Here is a 2,588-nt window from a genome sequence, read left to right on the forward strand (position 1 = left end):
TCCGCGCACCGCCCACCAGGCGGCGGACCCCCGCGCGCCGGGAGGCGGCGCCCCGCCCGCCGCCCGCGAGGTCAACCGGGTCACCTGCGCCGTCTGCGGCAACGGCTATGTCGATGCCGACGGCTACTGCGCCGAGTGCGGCCGGGCCCAGCCTGGCGAGCGCGACCACGTGGAGCGCGCGCTGGGCGGCGTGGCCGCGGTCAGCGACCTCGGCCTGCGCCACCACCGCAACGAGGACGCGTTCACCGTCTCGGCCACCGCGCTGCCCGACGGCTCCCCCGCCGTCCTCGCGGTGGTCTGCGACGGCGTCTCGTCCTCCTCGCGCCCCCACGAGGCGTCCGCCGCCGCGGCCGACGCCGCGCTGGAGTTCCTGCTGGCCGCGCTCCCCCGTGGCGCCAACGAGCAGCAGGCGATGAACGACGCCCTGCACGCCGCCGCCGCCGCGGTCGCCGCGCTCGCCGACACCGGGGAGCGCGAGCCGGGACGGAACGCGCCCGCCTGCACCATCGTCAGCGCCGTCACCGCCGGCTCCACGCTCACCGTGGGCTGGATCGGCGACAGCCGGGCCTACTGGGTGCCGGAGGAGGAGGGCGCCGCGCCCGCCCGCCTGACGCAGGACGACTCGTGGGCCGCGCAGATGGTCGCCGCGGGGCTGCTCAGCGAGGCCGAGGCGATGGCGGACCACCGGGCGCACGCCATCACCGCCTGGCTGGGGGCCGACGCGCAGGAGATCGACCCGCACACCCGCACGTTCAAGCCCGACCGCCCCGGCGTGGTGATCGTGTGCACCGACGGCCTGTGGAACTACGCGGAGGCCGCCGAGGAGATGGCGCGCATCGTCCCGGGCAAGGCGCGTTCCGCACCGCTGCCCAGCGCCAGGCACCTGGTGCGCCACGCCCTCGACTCGGGCGGCCACGACAACGTGACGGTGGCCGTCATCCCGTTCCCGACCGAGCCCGACCGGGCGGAGACGGCCTGACCGGGGCCGTCCACGCGACCGGGCACGACGCACACCACGCAGGGGGGCCTCACCATGGCCGACTTCGCCAAATCGCACGTGCCGCAGTTCTCGATCGAGGTCTACCAGAACGAGTTCCTCCCGCAGGACGCGCAGGAGGTGAACGCGATCGTCACGGTCACCGCCACCGGTAGCGGCGGCGCGGCCGTGGCGGGCGGGGGACCGCCCGAGCCCGAGCCCGTGGGCGGCGGGCGCGGCGGCCCCCGGGCCGCGGTGGTCGTCATGCTCGACTGCTCGGGGTCCATGGACTACCCGCCGACCAAGATACGCAACGCCAAACGCGCCACCGAGGCGGCCGTCGACACCCTGCGCGACGGGGTGGCGTTCGCCCTCGTCGCCGGCACCCACACGGCGCGCGAGGTCTACCCCGGCGGCGGGCGGCTGGCCGTCGCCGACGCCACGACCAGGGCCGCGGCCAAGGAGGCGCTGCGCACCCTGGACGCGGCGGGCGGCACCGCGATCGGCACCTGGCTGCGCCTGGCCGACCGGCTCTTCGCCGCGACGCCCGCCGCGATCAGGCACGGCATCCTGCTCACCGACGGCCGCAACGAGCACGAGGAGCCGGAGCGGCTGAAGGAGGCGCTCGACGCGTGCGCGGGCCGTTTCACCTGTGACGCCAGGGGCGTCGGCACCGACTGGGAGGTGGCGGAGGTCACGGGCATCGCCTCCGCGCTGCTCGGGACCGCCGACATCGTCGCCGAACCCGAGGGACTGGCCGAGGACTTCACGGCCATGATGGAGGCCGCGATGGGCAAGGAGATCGGCGATGTCGCCCTGCGCCTGTGGACCCCGCAGGGCGCGGCGGTCGAGTTCGTCAAGCAGGTCGCCCCGGCCGTCGAGGACCTCACCGGGCGCCGGAGCGAGGCCCCGCCCCGCTCCGGCGACTACCCCACCGGGTCCTGGGGCGACGAGTCGCGCGACTACCACGTCTGCGTGCGCGTTCCCGCCGTCGGGGTGGGCCACGAGATGCTGGCGGCCCGCGTCGCACTGGTCGTCAGGCACCCCGAGGACCCCTCGGGACCGCCCGCCACCACGCTGGGACAGGGCCTGGTCAGGGCTGTGTGGACGGACGACCTGGCCGCCGCCACGGCCATCAGTCCGCAGGTCGCGCACTACACCGGGCAGGCCGAGCTCGCCCAGGCCATCCACGAGGGCCTGGCCTCCCGCAAGGAGGGCGACGAGGCGGGCGCGACCGCCAAGTTGGGCCGCGCGGTTCAGCTCGCGCACGGTTCCGGGAACGACGAGACGGCGAAACTGCTCGCCAAGGTAGTGGACGTGGAGGATGCGGCGAGAGGTACTGTTCGACTGAAAGCCAGAGTCGCGCAGGCCGATGAGATGACCCTGGAGACGCGGTCGACGAAGACCGTCAGAGTGAAGAAGCAGCCGATCGAAGACGAGAAACCTTAGGGACGCGAGGGGGAGGCACCCAGCATGCCGACTTGCCCGAACGGCCACCCGTCGGTGGCCGAGGACTGGTGCGAGGTGTGCGGACACCGCATGCTCACCCCCGCGGCGGCCATGCCACCGGCCCCTCCCGGCTTCCGCGTCGGGGCCGGGGGCGGCCCGCCCC

At 75.0% G+C, this 2,588-nt stretch carries 2 protein-coding genes and 1 pseudogene; all 3 read left to right on the forward strand.

What is annotated here, in order from left to right:
- Positions 1–979, forward strand: a 979-nt coding sequence (locus ADY01_RS34830; RefSeq protein ID WP_049580822.1) for a PP2C family protein-serine/threonine phosphatase, incomplete at its 5' end; no start/stop codon positions are given.
- A gap of 54 nt (positions 980–1,033) precedes the next feature.
- Positions 1,034–2,425: a vWA domain-containing protein gene (locus ADY01_RS34835; RefSeq protein WP_049580823.1), complete on the forward strand. Its 1,392-nt coding sequence runs from the start codon at positions 1,034–1,036 to the stop codon at positions 2,423–2,425.
- Between the two features lie 24 nt (positions 2,426–2,449).
- Positions 2,450–2,588, forward strand: a pseudogene (locus tag ADY01_RS41175) (FHA domain-containing protein); the annotation flags it as partial.

Source organism: Streptomyces sp. SBT349 (assembly GCF_001083795.1).
In the GTDB taxonomy this organism is placed as follows: Bacteria; Actinomycetota; Actinomycetes; order Streptomycetales; family Streptomycetaceae; genus Streptomyces.

Excerpts from the sequence above, each read along its gene's own strand:
- ADY01_RS34835 (WP_049580823.1), top strand. The coding sequence starts at position 1,034 with ATGGCCGACTTCGCCAAATCGCACGTGCCGCAGTTCTCGATCGAGGTC.